Consider the following 16,371-nt stretch of genomic DNA (forward strand, 5'->3'; position numbering starts at 1 on the left):
GTGGACATTTACTATTAAAGCCCATCTAATCAATACCAGATGGGCTAACATTAATTAAAAAGTAGCTCGTACGCTAAGTGCGTAAATACGGTCGGTCGTAAAGCTTAGGGCATCTGTGCGGGTGCCTGCTTGGTCCATTTGATATTCTGTTTTAGTTTCTGTGTCGAGTAAATTACTTGCTTCGAAACCAATTTTCCAATGTTCATTTAGCGTGTAGTAAATGCTCGCATCCATCATGCCTGCTGGTTTTACATAGGCTGGCACGTACTCTTCTGACTCTCTTAAGGTCAACAGGTATTCTGAGCGCCAAGTATAAGCTAGACGAAACGAAATGTTTTCGTACTCGTACATACCGACAATATTCATGTTTTGGTCTGAATAGCCTTGAAGTGGCAAACCACTAAATACACGGAATGTATTTCGGTTGTCAGTGATTGGGTTACCGTTTTCATCAAACCCGAGTGTGCCGGTCGATACTTCATTGGGATCTTCTAAGCCGTTTTGGTCGATGTAGGTGTAGTTAAATTGTAAACCAAGTCCGCTCCATGCACCCGGCAACATATCGTAAAATTGAGAGTAAGCGAATTCAGCACCACGAATAGTACCTGAACCTGTATTGGCTGGTCCGTAGGCCGAAATTGCATAGTCTTCGCCATTGAAGTTTGCATTTAAATCAAATGCACGGCTGCGAATTATGTCGTCGAGTCGTTTATGGAATAAACCAATAGTAACGTAACCGGCAGGGGCAAAATACCACTCAGCAGAAAGGTCTGTATTGATTGACTTTTCAGGTTTTAAATTAGGATTGCCAGATAGGGCTGTCAGTTCAATATCATCCAAAGCTACAACAGGATTATTAACTTCGTCATAATCAGCGCCAGGGGTTTGTAAGCGGCGAGTATAATCAAGGTTTACGATGTTTATATTTCGGGTATCAATCAGGTTAGGGAGGTAAAGTGCTTTAGAGGCACCAAAACGAATAACCACATCATCTGTTAATGCCACGCTAAAGTTAAAACTTGGTAGAACGGTACTGTAATCAGTGCCTTCGACTGTACTTAAAGTAGACTCCCCAGTTGCAATATCGTAGTAGCGTTTATATTCAGGTTGTTGCATTACTTCATTTAGTGAGGTGCCAGGCTCGCCACGCTTTATTTCCATGGGTTGTACAAATGCACCGGTTGACTCTAATTGGTAGTTCACGTAACGCAGGCCTACATTACCTACAACTGGTAGGTCTTGAACGAGAAAATCAAAGTCTGCACGCACATAAAACTCGCTACGTTTTTCATTGGTTGAGCTAATATTATGAGCTGCAAACGGACCTTCAACACGGTTAGGTTTGTCTTCATAAGGCACATATGTGCCACTGCAAACACCGTTATTGGCTGCGCTATTGGTAGCATTATGCCAACCATCTTGGCAGCCTTGACGAAGTGAGTCAGCGTAATTTTTTACCAGATCCATACTAGGGAAAAGAAAGCTATTCACATCGCCTTGCAGTACTTGGCCATGATAATAGTCTGAGAAATCAACACGTTCGAAAAGTTCGGGGCGGTTAATAGCTGCTGCAGCATTTCGGTCTGCTTGTATCCATGGCGTGCCGATTGCCGACCAGCCTTCATAAGCAGTATCGCGTACTGTTAGGTCTTTATCTGAGTAGTAGGCACCAGCTTGCACGCTGGTAAAGCTACCATCAAGTTCGTATTTAAAATCTAATTTATAGCTGTTTGCTTTAGCGGTATTGTGCTCTTCTTGTTCCATACCACTTCCTAGAAAAGTATTCGGAACGGGTCCGTCCCAATCTTCATTGGGTGACCAGCCCGCAGTTAAAATATTATCACTTAAAAATTCAACGCTTGGTCTAGAGCCTCGTGTATCAAGGTAATAAGGAAGTACCGCATGAACATGGTTTCCTCGAGTTTGTGCCGACATACTGTAGTTATGAACTACTTTTTCAGAATCGACGTGCTGGTAATCAAACTCCATGCTTAATCTGTCTGTTGGTTTGAGCTTTAAATTAAATGAAGTATCTTCAACGGTATTTTCATTATGGTTCCAGCGACTACGGTAAAAGAATGGGGTTTCAGGGCTAACACCAAGTACAACTCCCGACGTAACAAAGTTATCGTCTACCGTGAGCGGGTAGCCATTCTCGCTATCATCTTGCCAGTTTTGAGAAGATCCCATGAAGCCTTTAAAACCTTGTGCGGCCTGACCCAATTGTCTTTCATTCCATTCTAAAGAAGCTTTTGAACGAATATGCTCAACGGTTGCAATAATTGTGTCATCACTATTTGCCCATTGAAAAGAGGTTGTTAAGCCTTTTCTTTTGCGATCATTTTCTGCTGTGCTCATATGAATAGCTACCGGTACATGCCATGTGCTACCAGCAGGTTGTCCTGGCAGTGCAGGGCCATCTACGGGTGAATTTGGATCAATCCCCGTAATACCACCCCACTGGTCAAGAGTAGGCACAAATGAGTCACCACGAGAGTGGTAGTTTCCTAAGCCAACACCGTCACCACGGGTTTTATATTCACTCGATGAAGCCGCAATTAAGAAACCAAATTTACCTGCTTGTGTTTCCCAGTTATCTGAAAATAGCGCAGAGAAAGAGGGCGTGATTTCTTCTCTAAAATCGCCATAATTTGCTTTGGCATTAAATGATATTAACTGATCTGTAGAATCAAAAGGTTTTCTGGTAATGAGGTTTACGGTACCTGCAACACCACCTGCTGTTAGGTCGGCGGTTTGATTCTTTACAACTTCCACTGCGCCTAATAACTCCGCAGGAAAGTCTTCATAGCTTAGCCCGCCAGAAGAGTTCGCGCTAAACGCATCTCTGCCATTGACCTCAGAACGAACACGGTCTAGGCCACGAACAAGCACGCCAGTTCCTTCATCAGCATAATGTTTAGGATCGTCTGAAGACGCAAATCGCTCGATGGTCACACCGGGAACACGCTGTAATGCTTCTGTAACCGATTTGTCAGGTAGCGCGCCAATATCCGACGCGGTTATGACATCTTTAACCGTGTCTGCGTAACGTTTAAGGTTTTGCGCACTAAAAATGCTTCCCTTAATACCAGAAACCTCTATTACTTCCATTTGCTCATCTTTTTCGTTGATGACATCGCTGTCATTTTGTGGCGCATTTTGCGCAAAAACAGACAATGAGCTTAGGCTCAATAGAGCGGTAGAAATGGCAAGGCTGAGCTTGGTGCGTTTATTACAGTAAGTAGTTATGTTGTTCTGAGATGCCGACATGTTTATAGTCCTTTGATTTTTATTATATTTACTTTGTTGCATGGTAACGATTTTAGGCATAACTACAAACTATGCCTGTCTGTGAAAAAACGCGATACTAAGTAACATTGTTTTTATATTCACCTGTTAATTTTTAACATAAATTTCAAAAAAGTAAATATTATGGCCATAATTTCTTATTAGGCACTCGATTTTCGAATTAAAAATAAACCTCTCAGAGCGAGAGCATCCAAAAGAGCATTGTTATCAGTTGCTTGGTTTTATGGGGGAAATATAGCTAGAAACGATTATATGGTTTTTATGAATAAAGGGTTTGCTGCTGGTTAATATGTGTTTTCCTTATTTAGGCTATTTTCTAATAAAAACATAGTTTTATTGAAATTTTTGTCATTTTTTTATCAATCTTTGTCTATAATATTTTTCGTACTGAATTTATTAATGGATACGAAAAATTGACTATTAAACAAAAACTTTATGCAATGTTTGCCGCTGTGTTGTTTTTAATGTTGGGGTTGGGTGTGTACGCTTCATTTTCATTAAAATCTCAAGCAACACAAACAGACATAATGTTAAATCTCACATTTGCTGATGCAAGTTTATATACATCACGATTGGCTCAAGCTGATTATATGATTCAGGAAAACCCTGATTTCACCAAAAAAGTATTGAGCGAAGCGCAAGAAGCAATTAGCACATTGAATGCGGCTAAAAGCCAAATGGCAGTTGAGCAGAGTGTGACTCAAGTCAATACAATAAAACAGGGAATTAACGATTTCACGCAATTGTTTGAACGTTTCGTATCTGCTAAGAAAAAACAAATCAATGCTCGCGATGAGGTTAATCAAGCAGCTCATTCTGTCATCAATGGCATAGACGAGACGCTAAACAGTATTGAGCAATACTTTTCAACTCATCAATCAGATTTTTCGGAGTTTGGCCGTTTTTTAAAAGCCAAGCAAGTACGGGATGATTTTGCAGAAATTCGTGTCAATGTGTGGCGTTATAATACTGCGCCTACTAAGCAACTAGAGAGCGATATTTCTAATCAAATTAGCCAACTTAAAAGTAATGTTAATAGTCTAAAGAAAATAATGCTTGCTGCCAGTACACAAGCCTTACTCAATGATTTATTGGATGATATAGCTCATTATTATCAAGTGTTTAAATCGACAGTTGCTACTTACGATGAATTAAACACTATTCAAGCTGATATGCTACGTGTTGCTAACAGCGCTTCAGAGGCAGCATCAAAACTTGTTGAAGAAGAACAAGTGATTGCCAGTGAGCGAGAAAACGCCGTGCAGCTGATAATGGCTATAGTTGTTATGATTGCGTTTGCCATTGCGATCTCCGTTGGCTGGTGGATTATTCGCAGCATTATGGGGCCGTTAAATCTGTCTATTGATTTTGCATCTCATATAGCGAAGGGGGATCTGAGCCAAACTATTCAGGTTACAGGCAGCGATGAGTTTAGCCAGTTAAATACCGCGTTGAGCGAATCGGCGAATGCGTTACGTAATGTTGTTGATCAAGTTGTTCAAGTTACCAAAGAAATAGAAGCATCAAGTTGCCAAATAACGAATTCAGTATCGGGCGCAACAGATTCTGTTTCTCAACAGCAACTTGAAACAGATATGGTCGCAACTGCTATAAACGAAATGGCTGCAGCTGCGTTACAAATTGCACAAAGTGCAAGTGGTGCTTCACAAACAAGCCACAATGCAGAAGAGGGCGTAGAACAGTCTAAAGCTGTGGTTGGCCAAACCGATGTTGCAATGAGTGAGCTTGCGGATGCGTTATTAAACGCGATGGAAGTTGTCACAAGTTTAAGCTCAAATACAGCTAACATTGAAGGGATATTAGATGTGATCCGCAATATAGCAGATCAAACCAATCTACTTGCCTTGAATGCAGCCATTGAAGCGGCCCGTGCCGGTGAGCAAGGGCGTGGTTTTGCGGTAGTTGCTGACGAGGTGCGCACACTTGCACAGCGCACTCAAGACTCTATTAGTGAGATCACCAACATTATCGAAGCAATCAAGCTTGGTGCTGACAATGTCGTTGATGTTATGAAAACATCAAATGAAAAAGGGCAAATGGTTGCAGCTTTAACAAATGATTCGACCGCATCACTTGAGAAAATTGTGTATTCGATTAACGATATCGTCGAGGCCAATAATCAAGTTGCCGTGGGGGCTGAAGAGCAGTCATCTGTTGCCGCAGAAGTCGATGCGAATGTTGTGAAAATAAAGGCGCTTGCGGATGATAACGCATCGAGCTTAAGTGATATCAGCAAACAAACGCGACTACTCGAAAATCAAACACAAGCTATGGTTAAACTTATAAGCTTCTTTAAGGTTTAAGCCTACTAAAAATGGAGCAATGCTGGGTGTCTCTAGCATTGCCCCAATTCAGTATATTTTAATATAACAGCCCACACCCATTCGTTATTTACTTTTCGATATTTAAAGCCTAAAAACTAGCGCCTTTTATTCTAATCAGGGTAGACTATAAATCGGTACTGATACTAATCTGCAAAAATACTTAATCATTTTAGAGGGTTAATTTTACGCTCACTGCGTTAAAAGTTGCAGATTGCTCTTGCATGAAAGTAGAACAATGCAGCAGTAATTGCTAAGAACAACCCTATAAAAATTATAAAAAAGGGGTAAAAAATGTACATAGGAAAAAACAAGGTTAGGCGCATGCTCATTAAGTTAACATTAGGCTTATCTTTAATGACAATGTGTTTGAGTTTTAAATTATCTGCAAACGAAAACACACCCGTTACAGAGCAAAGGTCTCAAGCGATAAAAGAAATTGTTCAGCAAAGTACTATTCCACAACTCATTCAAGCGATGAAAGCTAATCAGCTAACTTCAACTGAATTAACACAGTTTTTTATTCAGCAAGTAGAGACACTTAATCCGCAACTTAATGCAGTGATTGCAATGAATTCAAACGCTTTAGGTATTGCAAAGCAACTGGATGAAGAGTTAAGCAAAGGGAAAATACGTGGTCCTCTACACGGCATACCTCTGTTAATAAAAGATAACATTGAAACTAAAGAGATGGCGACAACGGCAGGCTCGTTGGCATTAAAAGATAACTTTACACATAGAGATGCGCCGATTATCGCCAAGCTTAGAAATGCAGGTGCTATTATTTTAGGTAAAACAAACTTAAGTGAGTGGGCTAATATGCGCTCTGAGCGTTCATCATCTGGGTGGAGTGCGGTTGGTGGACAAACCCGTAACCCACATGATTTAAATCGTTCTACATGTGGTTCTAGTTCTGGCTCTGGTGCAGCTGTTGCGGCATTTTTAAGTGTTGCAGCGATTGGCACTGAAACCAATGGCTCAATTACTTGTCCATCTTCTGCAAATGGGATTGTTGGTATCAAGCCCACAGTGGGTTTGTTAAGTCGCACTGGTATTGTGCCAATTTCACATACGCAAGATACCGCAGGCCCTATGACTCGCTCTGTGGTTGATGCGGCTATTTTACTTTCAGTGATGCAAGGTGTTGATGATAAAGACGCTGCAACAAAAATAGCCAGAGAGCGTATGAACGATGACTATATACCTGAAACTTCGAAACATTCTCTAAAAGGAAAACGCTTAGGCGTGCTTTATGCTGCGCCACTCGCTCATGAGCACGTTGAGTTACTTTTCAATAAGACTAAAAAAGTACTTGAAAAAGAGGGAGCGGTATTAGTGGAGGGGTTATCGACAGAGCCTTATGCTAATTTTTATCAAGATAGCTATGATGTATTGCTGTATGAATTCAAAGCGACGTTAAACGACTACCTCGCTCAATTACCAAACGAGTACAATACACTGACACTGAAAAAATTAATCGAATTTAATCAAACACACGCAGCCCTCGAAATGCCTTATTTTCAACAAGAGATCTTTGAGAAGTCTCAGAAAAAAGCCAAGTTAACTGACCCAAGTTACATAAAAGCTTTGCAAAATATTCACCAAGCGACCAGAGAAGGTGGCCTAGATAAAATGCTCAAGGAGCATGACCTCGATGCCATTATTACCGTTACTCTAACCCCTGCTTGGTCAATAGATCGCATTAATGGCGATCACTTTACTGGCAGCTTTTCTAGTTATCCTGCTGTTTCGGGATACCCTCACTTAACTCTGCCCATGGGGAAAGTGCATCATATGCCTGTTGGGCTATCAGTTACAGGTGGCTCATTAAGTGAGAAAGAATTAATAGAAATTGCTTATCGTATAGAGCAGTTAATTGGCTATAAATACCATTAGTTTTTAGTGTATCCCTTGAAAATAACTTTTCAAGGGATACCTTAAGCAAGCGTATTTAGCTGCTATGACGCTGTTTAGGCACCTTGATTTTGAACAGCATAGTGTATAAAACAGGCACGACGATAAGCGTAAGTACTGTCGCAAAACCTAGACCAAACATAATGGTTACTGCCATTGATTGGAAGAATACATCAAATAACAGTGGGATCATCCCTAAAATGGTGGTGATTGCAGCCATAGCAACAGGACGAACACGACTCACGCCTGAATCGAATACCGCTTTGTATGGTTCTTTGCCACTATCTAGTTCAATATTTATTTGATCAACCAAGACGATACCATTTTTAATTAACATACCACTTAAGCTGAGTAAGCCTAGTAGAGCCATAAAGCTAAAAGCCGCATTCATTAGCAATAAGCCTGCGCTCACACCAACAATGGCAAGCGGCACGGTTGCCCAAATTACGAGAGGCTGCTTCACTGAGTTGAATAACAATACAGTAATGGCAAACATAGCTAGATAGCCAAGCGGCAATGAGCCAAAGATTGCTTTTTGGGCGTCTGTTGATGATTCATATTCACCGCCCCATTGCAGCTCATAACCACGTGGTAAATCAATAGCTTCTATACCTTTACGGACACGGGCGAACAGCTTGGCTGGGGTTTCATCGCCAATAACATCATGATCAGCCATGACTGTAATAGTACGTTTGCGATCGCGACGCATGATGAGGCTGTCTTCCCACTCAACCACAAAGTCATCAACCACCTGTGTCACAGGCACAAATACACCTAGTACAGGGCTGTAAATTTGTAAGTCACGTAAGCTCTCAACGTTTAAACGCTCTTCCGCAGGTGAGCGAGCAATGATAGGTAGCATTTGTGTGCCGTCTTTATAAACACCAACTTGCTTGCCTGATAAGCTGGTGAGTAGTAGCTGGTCTAGATCAGATTTGGCAATACCCAAGCGACGGGCTTTTTGCTCGTTAAACTGTGGGCGGATAAGTTTCGAACGTGCTCGCCAATCATCACGAATATTAAATGCACCTGCATCTTGATGCAGTATATCTTTTGCCTGCTTAGCCAATTGACGAAGTATGACAGGATCAGCACCCGAAAAACGCGCTTCAATCTTAGCATCAGTCGACGGGCCAATTTCCATGCGCTTAACTTTTAGTTGAGCGTCAAGTACATGTTTGTGTTGATAATCTCGCACCTTCTCGATCATGGTTGTAACGGCTTCTCGATCTGTTACGCGAATAATCAATTGCCCATAGGCTGGGTATGATTTTTCTGGTGCGTAGGTCAACATAAAGCGCGGTGCACCTTGGCCCACCGTGGTGGTGATTTCTTCAACTAGCGGGTCTGCTTGTAAGAATTTTTCAAGCTTAGCAACACCGTCTATCGTACTGCGTATATCAGCACCTTGTGTTTGCCAGTAATCAACATAAAACATCGGTGTGTTTGATGCTGGGAAGAATGATTGCTTTATAAACTTAAAACCAAACACCGCACTCACTAACATCACAACCATCAATAAAAGGGTGGTTTTCCGATAACGCATAGAGGTATGAAGAACACCCTTATAAACGTTAAAAATAACACCTTGGTAGGGGTCTTCGTCATGGTGCGGCTCTTTCTCTTTGGCTTGCTTAAACATTAAGTCAGCAAAGAAAGGAGTGAGGGTAATTGCAGTAATCCAACTGAGTAATAATGAAATAAAGAGCACCCAGAAAAGGCTTCCGGCAAATTCACCACTTGCATCTGAGCTCAAACCAATCGGAGCAAATGCAGTGATAGCAATAACCGTTGCACCTAACAAAGGCCATTTTGTTTGATTAACAATATTGGTTGCGGCTTTTAGTTTTGTTTGCCCGCGCTTTAGGTTGATGAGTATGCCTTCAGTGACAACAATTGCATTATCAACCAACATACCGAGTGCAATGATTAACGCACCTAGTGAAATACGCTGCAAATCGATGGCAAATAACTTCATGAATATGAAAGTACCTAGCACGGTCAAAAGCAAAATAACGCCAATTAAGACACCACTTTTAAAGCCCATAAAGAGCAGCAGCACTACAATTACAATGGCAACAGCTTCAAGTAAGCTGATAATAAAGCCACTGACAGACTTTTCAACTTCAGCAGGTTGATTATATACACTGTTAATTTCCATACCATGGGGGCGTTGGTATTCTAGTGAAGCTAAGTGCTCATCAATGTTCATGCCTACATCAACAACGTTAACGCCTGAGCTGAAAGACACACCTACCAATAAAGCCTGTTGTTGATTATAGCGAATGATGTTGGTGGGGACTTCGGCGTATTCGCGAAACACGGTTGCTACATCACCTAGGTAGATAAGCTCGTTTTCACCTGGCTTTGAAATAAGCAGGTTTTCAAGCTCTTTAACATCTTTAAATTCACCTGTTGGGTGTAAGCGAATTGATTCATCACCGACACGTACTTTACCGGCATTAGAGACGCTATTTTGAGTCTGTAACAGTTGATAAATACGGTTTGGTGAAATGCCGAGTTGGGCAAGTTTACGCGTAGAGATTTCGACCATCACTTGGGCTTGTTGCTCACCGCCTACGGTCACTTTGCTTACACCCTCGACTAGTACAAGTTCGCGTTTTAAATAATCAACGTAATCTTTGAGTTCATCATAAGAATAGCCGTCACCAGTTACGGCGTACATCACACCGTATACATCCCCAAAATCATCCATGATTTTGCTTGGGTATACCCCTGAAGGCATTGACGATGCTTGATCATTAATTTTTCGGCGCAGTTCATCCCAAATTTGACGTAGGTCTTGTTTGCGATAATTACTTTTCATTTCAACGGTTATTTGCGACTTACCAGGAGATGAAATACTTGTTACATAATCAACATAGGGGAGTTGTTGAATGGCATTTTCTATAGGGAAGGTGACCTCTTCTTCAACTTGCTGGGGAGAGGCCCCTGGGTATAGGGTGATCACCATCGCTTTTTTTAAGGTGAATTCAGGGTCTTCAAGCTGTCCTAAGCCAAAATATGCCACTGTGCCACCAATTAGCAGAAACAGGGCAAACATCCAGCTTACGACTTTACGTTCAATGGCCAGTGCTGCAAAACTCATTATAAGCCTCGCTCTTTTTGCCATGGACGAACTTTCATACCTTCTTCTAAAAAGTGTACGCCAGCCGCGACAACTGTTTGGCCTTTTTCAATGCCTGAAAGTACTTCAATTCCATCGCGGTGTAATTGCCCGACTTTAACTGCTTGTTTATGTACTTGGCCGCTATTTTCATCAAAAACCCATACATAACTATTCTTTCCTTCAGGCTCTGTAGGCTCAGAGAAAACCGCTTCAACTGGCAGTAATGTGTAGGCTGATTGTGAGCTAGTGATTTTGCTTAAATCAATATCCACACGACCTGTCATACCTGCAAGTAGGTTAAAATCTTCTGGCACAGGTAACGAAAATACCACTTTATAGGTCAGCGTTGTCGGGTCGGCTTGGGTATCAAACTCTTTTATTGTCAGCTGATAAGATTTATCTGGATAACCATCAAAGACGACTTCTGGTTGGTATTGCACGTCTTTGTCTATACGAGCGATAAGCTTTTCAGGTATTTGGATAACCACATCCATTAAGTCGCGGGTTTCAAGTCGTAAAATATTTTGTTTAGCTTGGATATTCTCAAAGTTTTTCACAAATACTTTTGCGACAGTGCCTGCAAATGGAGCGCGTAATTCACTGTTATCTAGGTTGGTTTTGGCAATTTTCATTGCAGATTCTGCCACTTGTTTATTGGCAATGGCCTGATCTAACTCTGACTGGCTGGCAATGGAGCGGTCAAATAATTTCTGTACACGTTCAAGTTGCGATTCAGCAAGTTCAAAACGTGCTTTACGCTCTTCATACTGAAGTTCGAAATCTTCTGGATCGAGTTTGGCTAAAAGCTCTCCTTTTTCAACATGTTGACCTGCAAGTGCTGGAAACTCAAGTAACTCTCCGTTAACTCTAAAAGCGAGATAAGAGCCTTGGTTAGCCACAACTTCAGCTGGAAAGCTGCGGATTGCTTGATCTGAGTTACTGTTTATATTGAAAAGTTTAACTGGGCGAACAACTTGTTCAACGTCACTTTGTGCTGCTTGCTCTGTACATGCCGTAAGTAACAAAAGCACGCTGCTCATTAATACGGCGGATGCCAATCTCATTGTCTTCTCCATAGATATGAAAGCATAAATTTGATGCAGGATACGCTGCAAAGATATAAAATAAAAATTATTAAATTTTAGAAACATCATTAGTTTTTTTAATGGTTTTGGCGATTAATGAATTTAAATCAATTAACAATTTTAGATGCAATCGTGCAAAGCTCTAGTTTAAGCCAAGCAGCTGTGGCATTACACAAAACACAACCTGCATTGACGCTTGCTATAAAGAAGCTTGAGTCGGAGCTTGGTTTTGAACTGTTAGACCGAAATCAGTATCGCTTAGGTTTAACAGAGAAAGGGCGCATTTTTTATCGTGAAGCACGCCAATTACTCAATGCAAACAGTGAGTTGGCTTCTTTAGCAAAAGAACTTGCGCTGGGTAATGAAGCCAGTTATAGAATTTGCTACGAGCAACTGTGTCATCAGCATAGTTATAATCAAGTGATAAGCGAAACCTTTAAGTGCTTTGCAAGTACTGAGTTTAGTATTTCTTCAGGAAAACGATTTGTGTCTTTAGAGCAAGTTAATAGCTTGCAGGCAGATTTAGGTATTGGGCCATGGTTTGATTTGTTTCATGCAACAGGGGATCTCGAAAGTTTACCGATAGGTAAGTTTGATATTGGTATTGTCAGTGCTCCTCATGTCGTGCCAAGAGAGATTAGTTTTGCCGAGATACAAAATTACCCATGTCTGGCTATGTTTGAAAGTGATCTGAGTTTTGACTCTGACAGGCTATCTTACAACCTTGGCTCAGCTTTAATGAAAATAGATGATATTACCAGTGTTAAGTCGTTTTTACTCTCTGGTGCTGGCTGGGCAATGATAAGTCTGCAACATTGTCAGGCTGAAATAGAATCAGGTTTGTTACAGCAAATAAAAATTACGGATAGAGAGCACCAGTTTGGCGCAGAAATTCGCGTGTTTAGGCAACATTCAGTGCATCATGGTCCAGTTGCAAGATCAATTTGGCAAGCCTTTAGTGAGGTAAGTAAAGAATATACGGAGCAAGCCTATGCAACAGGCAACTAAAGAAGAGTTAATTTTTACAATAATAGCCTCTATTCCTTCAGGTAAAGTAGCAAGTTATGGGCAAGTTGCTACGCTTGCGGGTTACCCGCAAAATGCCAGACTGGTTGGCCGCTTATTAAAAGAAATGCCTAGTGATTCAATTATTCCATGGCATCGGGTTGTGAATAGCCAAGGTAAAATCTCTTTTCCAGAAGGGACGAGTAAACACCTTGAACAACGGCAAAAATTAATCAGTGAAGGGGTGAGCTTTAATAAAGCTAAAATCAATATGTGTTTACACCAATGGGATTAAAAAACATATAAACTGATTGATAGGTAGTGACATACACACCCAACAAGTACAAATACGTGCCAAATAGCATGGCTATAGTGGCGTGTTTTAGCACTGTAAAAAAAAGTACCAAGACTGTAAGCAATGCCTCCTGCTAATAACCACCACAAGGCGCTGTGATCTAAATTTAAGTACAGGGGGTAGACAAGGGCAAGGGCAAACCAACCCATTAATAAGTAGGTTGCGAGTGATACTTTTTTATTGCCATTTTTTACCGCCAATTTATAAATGACCCCGCCTATTGCTAAACTCCAAATAAATACCAGCGCTGCAATTGCCCACATTCCCGATAATGATATGACGAGATATGGTGTGTAAGTGCCAGCAATTAGTAAATAAATAGCGCAATGATCACATTTTTTATAGATGGCACGCAAACGCGCTTTGGTACTTGCATGGTAAAGTGTTGATGCCATAAAAAGCACCAGCAAACTTGAACCATAAACAATCGCACTGACTGTTGCTGACACAGCTTTTGATTGCGAAATCAAATCCCACAGTACGTAAAAAGCAAATAACACGCCCAAGCTATGAGTGAGTACATTGAGTTGTTCTTCTTGACGTGAGTAGGGTAACTGAACAGTCATAAACTCTCTAAAAGTGATTGTAAAAAACAATTTCAGTGTACAAGTGTACGCTGAACATATCAACGTTTATTTTTTCGCTAATAGTTAGTCAAAAATATTAAGATGATTGGTTTTATTAACCAATGCTGAATGGGGTGGAAAAATAAAACTTATTAAAAGTCTTTAAAAATTATGTGGTTGTAAAATATTTTCATGCTGGCACAACCTTTGATTAAGTAGTTACGACTAATTACTTAAAGAGACAAGGAATATCATTATGAATAACTCACTTAAACTTACGACAGCTGCGTTACTTGTATTAGGGTCTACTCAAGCAAGTGCGACTGACTTTGAATTAGATATTAGTAACACAATTACTCAATCGCTAAAAAGTTATGTTCAACAAGCGAGTAATGAGCTTAAACAAAATGTGACAAACAGTATTGAATTTGATGCTCAGCAATTACTCAATGAATACATGAGCGAAGAGGTTGTTAAGGAAAATGACAAATCAACCGTTATTGCTAAAGCACCTGTTGTAGAAAATAAGCAGTAAGGAAACATCTAATGAGTAGTGAAATCAGTTTATTTTTACTTATGGTTGCACCCGTTTTGAGTTTACTGAGTGCGTACGCGTCAATCGAGTTATTTAGAAACGTTGCACAATGGTTCAACTTTTAATTTACTGGGCATAAATGAAGATTTCATGAAATATTGATCGGCAAATGAAAAGCGCACGTAATTAGAGGCATGTGGTATTTTGAATAGTAGACTTTATGAAGCGTGCGATTTTTCCCCTACCGGTTTTTATTCTTCCAGAAGGGGCAACTAAACTTAGAATATTTGAGCAGCGTTATCTTGATATGGTTAAAGAAGCCGCGAAAGATAACACGGGATTTGTGCTTTGTACTTATCAGCACGATACTGAGTTCAACTTGCCTAACCTAGGTTGTTTGATGCAAATTAATGACTTCAATCAAGACGACAGTGGTCAGCTCTTGATAGATGTTTATGCACAAACTGCTGTCACAATTCACAATCCATTCCAAGACAAAAATATGCTTCGTTATGCTGATGTTGAAGCAGTAATTGAGCCTGTTTGGTATAAAAAAACACCTTTGGATCAGGACAATGCTTTATTAAGCGAGACGCTTCGTTCAGTGTTTGCTAATCAGCCTGATTTATCTGCACTCTACTCAGCGCCACACTACGATGATTTGGCTTGGGTTGCTGCGCGTTGGCTTGAAATTTTACCTATTTCACTAGTTAAAAAACAACAACTTGCCTTTGAATCTAACTTTGAAAACTTACTCACTTTCCTCCATACTTTAATTAATACAGAATTTACTGATTAATATGATCCGAACCCAGTCTGAATGCGTATTGCTTTTTACGACAATAATTGGATGACATTAAAATGGTAAGTCAACAACTTCAAACAGGTTGTAAACCTAAAACAGGTCAATTTACTGCCATGCCAGAGACACCGAGCAAAGAGCTTGCTGATTCGCTATTCGCTGTTGCCACTTCCCGTGACAAGCGTGCATTTGCTTTTCTTTTCCAATATTTTTCGCCAAAAATAAAGCGTTTTGGAATCAAACAGTTTGGTTCTGAGGCTCAAGCTATGGAATTGGTACAGGAAACACTCACTTCGGTTTGGAGAAAGGCACACTTATACCATCCAGAAAAAGGTGCTGCGACAACATGGGTATACACAGTGATGCGAAATGCATCTTTCGATATGCTCAGAAAAATGAAAAGCAGCAAAGAAGAGTGTATTAGTGAAGATATTTGGCCGCTTATTGACGAAGCCGAGCCTGGGCAACATGAGTTCAGCGATCACCTTGAAGATAAGCAAATTAAACAGTATCTAGATCGTTTACCACAAGCTCAACGTGAAGTAGTGCGTGGCGTTTATTTTCAAGATATGTCACAAGAGCAACTTGCAGAGCATTTAAACATTCCCGTAGGTACGGTGAAGTCTCGACTTCGTCTAGCCTTGCAGAAGTTACGCAACGAAATGGGAGAGCAACATGATTAAGCATCATCCGAGCAACGAATTATTAGTGCAATTTAGTGAGGGCAATTTGCCGGCTACGCTAAGTGTCGCGGTTGCTATTCATGTTGAGATGTGCCCTGTTTGTCAAAAGCAACTCGCTACACTTGAAGCTAAAAATGCAAACACTGCATTTGAAGACGTCGTTAACGACGATGACATTTACTTTGATCAGATCATGTTCGATAACATCACCTCGGATGAGAGTGTTGATGAAGTATATGAACAACCGGCTATCAAAGTAGAGGTTAAGGATAAAGAGTACACCTTACCTAGAGCGCTAACTCGCATTGGGCATAGTAGCTTTATGCAAATAGGTAAATTAGCACGTTCACGAATTGCATTGGATGATGGGGCGCTCAGAGCAAGTCTTTTACATATCGACGCCGGTGGTGAAATTCCAGAGCACACTCACACAGGTTTTGAGCTAACCTTATTACTTGATGGTGAGTTTAGTGATGAAGATGGCAGTTACGTACCAGGAGATTTTATGATGCTGGATGGACGCCATAACCACACACCAAAAACAACTGAAGGGTGTTTGTGTTTTACAGTGGTAAGTAGTGCGCTGCATTTTAATAAAGGTATTAGCAAATTACTTAACCCAATTGGTAATTTAATTTATTAGGG

12 protein-coding genes are annotated in these 16,371 nt (G+C 40.7%); 8 read left to right on the forward strand and 4 right to left on the reverse strand.

Going from position 1 to position 16,371, the window contains the following annotated elements:
- Positions 1-54: 54 nt before the first annotated feature.
- Complete coding sequence (locus LY624_RS17890) at positions 55-3,270, reverse strand: TonB-dependent receptor (RefSeq protein WP_341804690.1); 3,216 nt, start codon at positions 3,268-3,270, stop codon at positions 55-57.
- 452 nt (positions 3,271-3,722) lie between these two features.
- Here LY624_RS17890 and LY624_RS17895 point away from each other — a divergent pair, with 452 nt between their 5' ends.
- Both LY624_RS17895 and LY624_RS17900 read left to right on the forward strand, forming a co-directional pair.
- Positions 3,723-5,633, forward strand: a complete 1,911-nt coding sequence (locus tag LY624_RS17895; RefSeq protein ID WP_130152291.1) for a methyl-accepting chemotaxis protein — start codon at positions 3,723-3,725, stop codon at positions 5,631-5,633.
- A 342-nt stretch (positions 5,634-5,975) separates the two neighbouring features.
- Complete coding sequence (locus LY624_RS17900; protein ID WP_341804691.1) at positions 5,976-7,547, forward strand: amidase; 1,572 nt, start codon at positions 5,976-5,978, stop codon at positions 7,545-7,547.
- A 55-nt stretch (positions 7,548-7,602) separates the two neighbouring features.
- Here LY624_RS17900 and LY624_RS17905 read toward each other — a convergent pair whose 3' ends face one another.
- Positions 7,603-10,674: an efflux RND transporter permease subunit gene (locus LY624_RS17905; protein ID WP_341804692.1), complete on the reverse strand. Its 3,072-nt coding sequence runs from the start codon at positions 10,672-10,674 to the stop codon at positions 7,603-7,605.
- Positions 10,674-11,759, reverse strand: coding sequence for an efflux RND transporter periplasmic adaptor subunit (locus LY624_RS17910; RefSeq protein WP_341804693.1), 1,086 nt, complete (start codon positions 11,757-11,759; stop codon positions 10,674-10,676). The genes LY624_RS17905 and LY624_RS17910 overlap by 1 nt, the downstream gene beginning before the upstream one ends.
- Positions 11,760-11,876: 117 nt before the next feature.
- On the opposite strand from LY624_RS17910, the gene LY624_RS17915 reads away from it, so the two are divergent.
- Together LY624_RS17915 and LY624_RS17920 are read left to right on the forward strand one after the other, a co-directional pair.
- The gene (locus LY624_RS17915) at positions 11,877-12,788 is read left to right on the forward strand and encodes a LysR family transcriptional regulator (protein ID WP_130152287.1); all 912 of its coding nucleotides are present in this window, start codon (positions 11,877-11,879) and stop codon (positions 12,786-12,788) included.
- Positions 12,772-13,080: an MGMT family protein gene (locus tag LY624_RS17920; protein WP_341804694.1), complete on the forward strand. Its 309-nt coding sequence runs from the start codon at positions 12,772-12,774 to the stop codon at positions 13,078-13,080. The genes LY624_RS17915 and LY624_RS17920 overlap by 17 nt, the downstream gene beginning before the upstream one ends.
- Here LY624_RS17920 and trhA read toward each other — a convergent pair.
- Positions 13,077-13,706: a PAQR family membrane homeostasis protein TrhA gene (gene trhA / locus LY624_RS17925; protein WP_130152285.1), complete on the reverse strand. Its 630-nt coding sequence runs from the start codon at positions 13,704-13,706 to the stop codon at positions 13,077-13,079. The two genes, LY624_RS17920 and trhA, sit on opposite strands and share 4 nt — an antisense overlap.
- Positions 13,707-13,962: 256 nt before the next feature.
- Here trhA and LY624_RS17930 point away from each other — a divergent pair, with 256 nt between their 5' ends.
- The 4 genes from LY624_RS17930 to LY624_RS17945 all read left to right on the forward strand — a co-directional run bounded on the left by LY624_RS17930 (position 13,963) and on the right by LY624_RS17945 (position 16,369).
- Positions 13,963-14,241: a hypothetical protein gene (locus tag LY624_RS17930; RefSeq protein WP_062568123.1), complete on the forward strand. Its 279-nt coding sequence runs from the start codon at positions 13,963-13,965 to the stop codon at positions 14,239-14,241.
- Between the two features lie 220 nt (positions 14,242-14,461).
- Positions 14,462-15,040 (forward strand): LON peptidase substrate-binding domain-containing protein, encoded by a 579-nt coding sequence (locus LY624_RS17935; RefSeq protein ID WP_341804695.1) that lies wholly within the window; start codon positions 14,462-14,464, stop codon positions 15,038-15,040.
- Between the two features lie 62 nt (positions 15,041-15,102).
- The gene (locus LY624_RS17940) at positions 15,103-15,726 is read left to right on the forward strand and encodes a sigma-70 family RNA polymerase sigma factor (RefSeq protein WP_130152283.1); all 624 of its coding nucleotides are present in this window, start codon (positions 15,103-15,105) and stop codon (positions 15,724-15,726) included.
- On the forward strand, positions 15,719-16,369 hold the full coding sequence (locus tag LY624_RS17945; protein WP_341804696.1) for a ChrR family anti-sigma-E factor: 651 nt from the start codon (positions 15,719-15,721) through the stop codon (positions 16,367-16,369). Before LY624_RS17940 ends, LY624_RS17945 begins: the two co-directional genes overlap by 8 nt.
- The last annotated feature ends 2 nt before the right edge of the window (positions 16,370-16,371 follow it).

It is taken from the genome of Pseudoalteromonas sp. N1230-9, assembly GCF_032716425.1.
In the GTDB taxonomy this organism is placed as follows: domain Bacteria; phylum Pseudomonadota; class Gammaproteobacteria; order Enterobacterales; family Alteromonadaceae; genus Pseudoalteromonas.